We start from the raw sequence: 7,577 nt of genomic DNA on the forward strand, positions 1-7,577 counted from the left end.
TGCCGGCCCAGGCCGAGGACCAGCACAGATGCGCGAACGGCGTCATCGTCTGGGCATGGATCTTGTCGTAGGCTTCCGGGAAGACACGGTCGGACGGGCAGTCGACCTTCAGCTCGAAACCGGTGGAGCAGGTGCCGCGCATGCCGAGCGTTTCCCAGCCCAGCGTCCGCTTCAGCGAGTAATCGTCCTTGGCGAGCGCCAGCAGCACCTGGTCGGAGGCGGCGGCGTCGGTGGCGCGGCGGGCGATGGTGACGAGGCCGTCGGCCTCGGCGCCGTAGGAGATCACGGTGGCGTCGCGCAGCAGCGAGACGGTGTCGCCGGCGACGTCGACGGCGGCCGCGCTGGCGCGGATGTTGCCGCCGTTCTGGCCTTCGGTGGTGGAGGAGGCGAGCAGCCACTGGTCGCGGGCGACCCGGCGCATCATGGTTTCCATCCAGGGAATGCCGTGGCCGTGCCTGACGACGCAGGCGACCTTGGTCTGGTGCATTGCGTAGATCATCGCGGTCGAGGCGCAGGCCCGCCCGAGCGTGTAGCAGATGTCGGTGACGTCGTAGATCGAGGCGCCGAAGCCCCCGAACTCGACCGGGATCATGACGCCGAGCAATTTCTGCTCACGCGCGACGTCGAAGGCCTTGTGCGGGAAGCGGGCGTCGCGATCGACCCCGTCTGCGTCGGCCGCTGCCGCTGCAGAGGTTCGGGTGGCGCGCTCGATCAGGGAGGGACCCTGCTCGAGGAGGCTCGTCTGCGTTTCGTCGACAGTGAGAACTGCTTCACGCACGTTCATGCTCGTCCGCCTCCGGTTTGCCGTTCGAGATCGCCGGCATCATTCGCGATGCCGTGTAAGCGATCCTCCGACCATCTTTGCTTGTGAGACGAGGCTACGGATTTAATTCAAATTCGTCGATGAAATACAGGGTAAACAAAGCCAAATTCCGAACGAACAGTTAAGGTCCGGTTGTTGGCATGGTCGGAATTTCCGCGATCGCGTTAGGGATCTGGAAGATGCCGGGATTCCAGACAATCTGAGTCATCGTTTACTAAGAAACGCGAAGTAATAGTGCCGGCCATTGCGAGATCGGCCGTCCCTGCCCATCGTAAGCGGCAGTCCGGTCCGACTAGACAAACGGGAATTTGCCGATGCAGGCCTTCAATACCGACGTGCGCAATCGCATCATCAAGCTGGTGAAGGGCATCCTCGAGCAGAACTCGCTCGCCGCTGACGTCACGCCGCAGGCGAAGCTCGTCGACGTCGGGCTGACCTCGATGGACATGGTCAACCTGATGCTCGGCGTCGAAGCCGAGTTCGACTTCACCATCCCGCAATCCGAGATCACGCCGGAGAATTTCCAGTCCGTCGAGACGCTGGAGCGCATGGTCGCCACCCAGCTGCAGCCGGCGACCGCGGCTTAGTTCGGCGCAGGTTTCTTTCAGCCCGGCAAGACCACAGCACCCCGTTCCAAAACCGCCGCAAAACTGGCATAGCTTAACCATGTCGCATGGAGCAGACAGGGTGGAACAGGCATGACGCAGGCGGTATTGGGCATCATCGGCGGCTCCGGCATCTATGACCTGCCGGGCCTCGAGGGTGCGCGCGAAGAGGTGATCAAGAGCCCGTGGGGCGAGCCGTCGGCGCCCCTGCGGCGCGGGACCATCGCAGGCCTGCCGATCGTGTTCCTGCCGCGGCACGACAAGGGCCACAGGCTGTCGCCCTCCGACATCAACTATCGCGCCAATATCGACGTCCTGAAGCGGGCCGGCGTCACCGACCTGATCTCGCTGTCGGCCTGCGGCTCGTTCAAGGAAGAGATGCCGCCCGGCACCTTCGTTCTGGTCGATCAATTCGTCGACCGCACCCACAAGCGCGAGAGCTCGTTCTTCGGCCGCGGCTGCGTCGCGCATGTGTCGATGGCTCATCCGGTCTCGCCGCGGCTGCGCATCCATCTCGCCGCGGCTGCCGAGGCCGAGGGCATCGCAATCGCGCGCGGCGGCACCTATGTCTGCATGGAAGGGCCGCAGTTCTCGACCCTTGCGGAGAGCATGACCTACAAGACCCTTGGCTATTCCGTGATCGGCATGACCAACATGCCCGAGGCGAAGCTCGCGCGCGAAGCGGAGCTCTGCTACGCAACGGTGGCGATGGTGACGGATTTCGACTGCTGGCATCCCGACCACGACGCCGTCACCGTGCAGGACATCATTCGCGTGCTGACCTCGAATGCCGACAAGGCGAAGGCGCTGGTGGCGCGGCTGGCGCAAGACTTTCCGCGTGAGCATGAGCCGTGCCCGATCGGTTCGGATCGCGCGCTCGATACCGCGCTGATCACCGCGCCAGAGGCGCGTGATCCCGAGCTTTTGAAGAAGCTCGATGCGGTGGCAGGGCGCGTGCTGCGTGGGTGAGACGAAAGGCAGAAAGCCATGAAGGTCGACGGCAAGCATTTCCGCAGCATCTGGCGTGAGCGCGACGGCTGGTCGGTCGGCGCGATCGACCAGCGCCGGCTGCCCCATGAGTTCGTTGTCGCGCGCCTGACCTCCTGCGACGACGCGGCAGTGGCGATCCGCGACATGCTGGTGCGCGGCGCGCCGCTGATCGGTGCCACCGCGGCCTACGGCATGGCGCTTGCCATGCGCGAGGACAGTTCCGATGCGGGCCTGAAGCGCGCCTACGCGACGCTCGTCGTGGCACGCCCGACCGCAATCAATCTGAAATGGGCTCTGGACGAGATGCGTGCGACGCTCGCGCCGATCGATCCCGTTGAGCGGGCGGAGGCTGCCTATGCGCGCGCCGACGAGATCGTCGAGCAGGACGTCGAGATCAATCGTGGCATCGCCGCCAACGGCCTGACGCTGATTGAGGCGATCGCGGCGAAGAAGCCGGGCGAGGTCGTCAACGTGCTGACCCATTGCAATGCCGGCTGGCTTGCGACCGTCGACTGGGGCACGGCGACGGCACCGATCTATCTGGCGCATGAGCGCGGCATTAAGATCCATGTCTGGGTCGACGAGACGCGGCCGCGTAACCAAGGGGCCTCGCTCACGGCCTGGGAGCTCGGCCATCACGGCGTGCCGCACACGGTAATCCCCGACAACACCGGCGGCCATCTGATGCAGCACGGCATGGTCGATCTCGCCATCGTCGGCACCGATCGCGTCGCCGCCAATGGCGACGTCTGCAACAAGATCGGCACGTATCTCAAGGCGCTCGCCGCGCATGACAACGGCGTGCCGTTCTACGTCGCGCTGCCGTCGCCGACGATCGATTTCGCCGTCCATGACGGCATCCGCGACATCCCGATCGAGCAGCGCAGCGGCGTGGAGGTCACCGATATGACCGGCCGCACCGCCGACGGAAGGCTGGAGACGGTGCGCATCGTGCCGGAGGGCTCGCCGGTCGCGAATTACGCGTTTGACGTGACGCCTGCTCGTCTCGTCACCGGTCTCATCACCGAGCGCGGTGTGCTGAAGCCCGACCGCGCCTCGCTCGCAGCCGCGTTTCCCGAGCGGATCGCCACCGCGGCGGAGTAGGSCATTTCACGAGGACAGTCGCCCCGATCTCGTCATTGCGAGCGCAGCGAAGCAATCCAGACTGTCTTCGCGGTGGGATTCTGGATTGCTTCGCTGCGCTCGCAATGACGCTTCAGTTGAAGCGGCGTGCACCGACCTCTCTCCCTCACCCTGAGGAGCCGCGCCTACGCGGCGTCTCGAAGGGCGAGGGGCACCAGCCGGGCCTTCATCCTTCGAGACGCGCGCAAAGCGCGCTCCTCAGGATGAGGAATTGGCAGCGCGCCTAGGAGAGCCTCAACCCTGTCGCCTTCTCGAGCTCGGCGATCGCCTGGGCGCCGCTGGTGACCTTGATGGTGGTCATGCCAATCTCACGCGCGGGTTTCAGATTGACGCCGAGATCGTCGAGATAGACGCAATTCTTAGGATCGACCTTCAGCGTCTCGACCATCATCTTGTAAATCCGTGGGTCGGGTTTGCGCAGGCCGATCTTGGCGGACTCGATGACGTGGTCGAACAGCACCATCACCTCGGCGATGTAGAGCGAGCGCCCGGTCATRCTGCCGATGGCGTTGGCGGGCAGATTGTTGGTGATGCAGCCGGTCTTGAGGCCGGCCTTGATCCGCTTCAAAGCTTCGACCATCTCGGGACGCAGATCGCCCTGAAGCAGCGGCAGCACGTCGCGGCCGCGCACCTCCGCGCCGAGCGCGCGCGACTCCTCCGCGAACAGCGTGTCGAAGGTGTCGATGTCGACCTCGGCGCGCTCGAACCTGGCCCAGGCGTTTTCCAGATGATTGGCGGCGTTGGTGCGCCGGATGATGTCGATGGGCAGTCCACGCTCGGTCTCGAACCGCGCGAACGCCTCGAACGGCGAACTCGTCAGCACGCCGCCAAAATCAAAGATCACAGCCTCGATCGCCAATGTCCTGCCCTCGTCAATTCCTTTCCAAGACGGCTAGCATGCGCTATCGGCAAGGGCCAGTCCGAAGCAACCCCACCAAGGTCGCCGCCAAGGCGTGTTCCCATGAAGAAGCTTGCAATTCTCATCGTCGCTGCGCTGCTGCCCGCCACGCCCGCCGATGCCATCGTCGGTGGCGGCACGCCGCAGGCCGATGGCATTGCGCGTGCCGTCGTCACCATCGTCGGTTCACGCGGCAATTTCTGCACCGGCAGCCTGATCGCGCCAAGACTCGTGCTCACCGTCGCCCACTGCGTGCAGCCCGGCGCGGACTACAAGATCGTCGATCGCGGCGCCGACGGCCAGCCGCAATTGCTGAACGTCCGCACCGTCGCGATCCATCCAAGCTTCAACATGCAGGCGATGCAGGCACATCGCGCAACCGCCGACGTGGCGCTGCTGCAACTGGAAATTCCACTCAAGGGAAAATCGACGGTGCCGGTCGGCATGCCGAATATTCCAATTCAGGTCGGCAACCGCTTCGTCATCGCCGGCATCGGCGTCACCGTGCGCGGTGACGGCAAGAGCGGCGGCGCGACGCGCGTCGCGGGCCTCGTCGTCACCGRCCAGCCCGGCACGCTTCAGATCCGGCTGGTCGATCCTGTAACCAACGGTGTTCGCGACGGAATTGGCGCCTGCACCGGTGATTCCGGCGGTCCCGTGTTCGAGGACAAGCCGAACGGCGCCGTGCTCGTCGGCCTCATCAGCTGGTCCACGGGGCCGAACGGCGCCGCCGGCTGCGGCGGGCTGACCGGCGTCACGCCGCTCACGCTCTACCGCGACTGGATCTTGCAGACCGCGCGGAGCTGGGGTGCGGCGCTGTGATTTGACCGCAACTTGATCTGTGCCATGTTGAAGCGGAAGCGCGGCGGGTGATCATGCCTGTCGCGGAGGAAACGCGTCGCTCATCAAGGGCGGCCAAAAAGACAAGCAAGGCATAGAAGCAACAATGAATGTCGCTGTTCGCAGTCACGCCACAACCAAACAGGCTTCGGAACATTTCGACGTGCTGATCGTCGGTGCCGGCATCTCCGGCATCGGCAGCGCCTATCACGTCACCAAGCAGCTTCCGGGCACGAGCTACGTGATCCTGGAGACGCAGGCGACGTTCGGCGGCACCTGGACCACGCATCGCTATCCCGGAATTCGCTCGGACAGCGACCTCCACACTTTCGGCTACAGCTTCAAGCCGTGGGTCGGGCCGCCGATCGCAACCGCCGAAGAAATCCTCGCCTACATGAACGAGGTGATCGAGGACAACGATATCGCGCGGCATATCCGCTACAAGCACAAGATCAACTCCGCGAGCTGGTCGAGCGAGCAGAATCTCTGGACCATCGAGGCGGTGACGACCGACACCGGCGAGCCCAAGACCTTCACCGCGAACTTCCTCTGGATGTGCCAGGGCTATTATCGCCATTCCGAGGGTTACACGCCGGAGTGGAAGGGCACGGACCGCTTCAAGGGCCGCATCGTCCATCCGCAGACCTGGCCTGATGACATCGACCTCACGAACAAGAAGGTCGTCGTGATCGGCTCGGGCGCGACGGCGGCGACGCTGGTGCCGAACATTGCCGACACATGCGCGCATGTGACCATGCTCCAGCGTTCGCCGACCTATTTCAGGCTCGGCCGCAACGCCATCGAGATCGCGGAGGAGTTGCGCCGGCTCCAGGTCGACGAGGAATGGATCCACGAGATCGTCCGCCGCAAGATATTGTTCGAGCAGGATGCGTTCACAAAGCTCTGCGTGTCGAAGCCCGAGCAGGTGAAGAAGGAACTGATCGGCCAGATCAGCGCGGTTCTTGGTCCGGAGTACGACGTCGAGACACACTTTACGCCGAGCTACCGGCCGTGGCGGCAGCGCATCGCCTTCGTGCCGGATGCCGACCTGTTCAAGGGCATCGCCAGCGGCAAGGCCTCCGTCGTCACCGACGAGATCGAATGTTTCGTCGAGAACGGCATCCAGCTCAAATCGGGCAAGCTGCTCGAAGCCGATGTCATCGTGACCGCGACCGGCTTCAACCTTGCGGCGCTGGGCGACATCGCCTTCGAGATCGACGGCAAGCCGCTCGCCTTCGGCGACACCGTCACCTATCGCGGCATGATGTTCACGGGTGTGCCGAACATGGTCTGGGTGTTCGGCTATTTCCGTGCCAGCTGGACGTTGCGCGTCGACCTCGTCGCCGATTTCGTCTGCCGCCTGCTCGGACACATGAAGGCGAAGGGCAAAAAGAAGGTCGAGGTGAGCTTGCGACCCGAAGACCACAACATGCCGATCCTGCCCTGGATCGATCCGGAAAACTTCAATCCCGGCTACATGATGCGCAACATGAATCTTCTGCCCAAGCGCGGCGACAAGCCGGAATGGCAGCACAGCCAGGATTACTGGACCGAGAAGGACGAGATCCCGAAGACGGATCTGGACGACAAGGCGTTCGTTTACGGGTGAGGTGCGTTCGCGCTGACCACACACTCCGCTGTCGTCCCGGCGAAGGCCGGGACCCATACCGCCAGGTCTATCGATTGCGGATGGTGCTAATCCCGCACGACCAATCTTCGCCAAATCTCTCCCTGTGATTATGGGTCCCGGCCTACTCCCAGGCCGTGGTTATAGGGCGGACAGGTCACTCCGAGTCTTCGCCAAATATCTTCCTGTGGTTATGGATCCCGGATCTGCGCTTCGCTTGTCCGGGACGACCACCGTTGTTTGGGTGAACGGCGTCTCAACTCATTCGCAGTACCGTCACGAATTCCGCCTTGTCGCGCTCGTCGCAATTGCGGCGGCCGCCGTCCGGTTCTCGACCCCCAGCTTCGAATAGATCTGCTCGAGATGCTTGTCGACCGTGCGCGGGCTCAATCCCAGGATCTGCGCGATGTCGCGGTTGGTCTTGCCCTTGCTGAGCCATGCCAGCACCTCGCCTTCACGGGTGGTGAGTCCGAGTTCGCTGGTGAATTCAGGCGGCAGTGCCGAGCCGGACTCCTTGGACAGCCGCAGCAGGAACTCGTTGGGCGCGGTTTCGCCCATGTAATAGAACCGGAGCTGCGGATTGTCGGGCAAGGAAGCACCTTGCGACTTCGAGCTGCCCTTGCCCTTGGCCTGCTCCAGCCATTGCAGCAG

8 protein-coding genes are annotated in these 7,577 nt (G+C 63.8%); 5 read left to right on the forward strand and 3 right to left on the reverse strand.

Translation table 11 applies throughout. The features are described 5' to 3' along the window. Window positions 1-784: acyl-CoA dehydrogenase family protein (locus AC1D00_RS19625; protein ID WP_477011799.1), on the reverse strand; the 784-nt coding region annotated here is incomplete at its 3' end. Window positions 785-1,137: 353 nt separating this feature from the next. Between AC1D00_RS19625 and AC1D00_RS19630 the strand changes: the two genes are divergently transcribed. From AC1D00_RS19630 to mtnA, 3 genes are all read left to right on the forward strand, one after another. After that, window positions 1,138-1,410: a phosphopantetheine-binding protein gene (locus tag AC1D00_RS19630; RefSeq protein WP_477011800.1), complete on the forward strand. Its 273-nt coding sequence runs from the start codon at window positions 1,138-1,140 to the stop codon at window positions 1,408-1,410. Between the two features lie 111 nt (window positions 1,411-1,521). Next, complete coding sequence (locus AC1D00_RS19635; RefSeq protein ID WP_477011801.1) at window positions 1,522-2,397, forward strand: S-methyl-5'-thioadenosine phosphorylase; 876 nt, start codon at window positions 1,522-1,524, stop codon at window positions 2,395-2,397. An 18-nt stretch (window positions 2,398-2,415) separates the two neighbouring features. Then, window positions 2,416-3,522: an S-methyl-5-thioribose-1-phosphate isomerase gene (gene mtnA / locus AC1D00_RS19640; protein WP_477011802.1), complete on the forward strand. Its 1,107-nt coding sequence runs from the start codon at window positions 2,416-2,418 to the stop codon at window positions 3,520-3,522. A gap of 262 nt (window positions 3,523-3,784) precedes the next feature. Here the strand turns inward: mtnA and AC1D00_RS19645 are convergent, their stop codons facing one another. Then, complete coding sequence (locus AC1D00_RS19645) at window positions 3,785-4,420, reverse strand: HAD-IA family hydrolase (RefSeq protein WP_477011803.1); 636 nt, start codon at window positions 4,418-4,420, stop codon at window positions 3,785-3,787. Between the two features lie 102 nt (window positions 4,421-4,522). Between AC1D00_RS19645 and AC1D00_RS19650 the strand changes: the two genes are divergently transcribed. After that, window positions 4,523-5,281, forward strand: a complete 759-nt coding sequence (locus AC1D00_RS19650) for a S1 family peptidase (RefSeq protein WP_477011804.1) — start codon at window positions 4,523-4,525, stop codon at window positions 5,279-5,281. 124 nt (window positions 5,282-5,405) lie between these two features. Next, a complete protein-coding gene (locus AC1D00_RS19655; protein ID WP_477011805.1) occupies window positions 5,406-6,908 on the forward strand; it encodes a flavin-containing monooxygenase in 1,503 nt (500 codons plus the stop codon). A 294-nt stretch (window positions 6,909-7,202) separates the two neighbouring features. Here the strand turns inward: AC1D00_RS19655 and AC1D00_RS19660 are convergent. Then, a partial coding sequence (locus AC1D00_RS19660; RefSeq protein ID WP_477011806.1) for a response regulator transcription factor occupies window positions 7,203-7,577 on the reverse strand: 375 nt, incomplete at its 5' end.

It is taken from the genome of Bradyrhizobium sp. P2_E8 (assembly GCF_056403875.1).